Genomic DNA, 281 nt, shown 5'->3' with positions numbered 1-281 from the left:
CGATCGTCGATAAAGCTGAAGTCGAGCAGTTGGTTGACCTGGCGCTTGGTGATGGTGCTCTGGTGGCGGTAGTCGAACTCCTCCAGGCTCTTGAGTACCGGAAAGGCCGCCTTGCGCCGGTTCAACTCGACGCGGCGCCGGTTGCGCTGTTCAAACTCGTGCTCGGCCAGCCGGTGGGCGAACTGGAGGTAGGAGAGTTCGTTCTCCTCGGCCTCGCTGAGCAGCGGCTCCAGTCCCTGGCTGATGGCGTTGAAGCGCAGGGCGCGGTAGAGGTTGGCGGT

Annotated in this window: 1 protein-coding gene; it reads right to left on the bottom strand. The window is 63.3% G+C overall.

Annotation, left to right across the window (positions count from 1 at the left end):
* A partial coding sequence (locus ACYQ2W_RS26840) for an ATP-binding protein (protein ID WP_459874208.1) occupies positions 1-260 on the bottom strand: 260 nt, incomplete at its 3' end.
* Between the last annotated feature and the right edge of the window lie 21 nt (positions 261-281).

The organism is Endothiovibrio diazotrophicus, from assembly GCF_054657215.1.
This window is presented reverse-complemented; position numbering and strand designations above follow the sequence as displayed.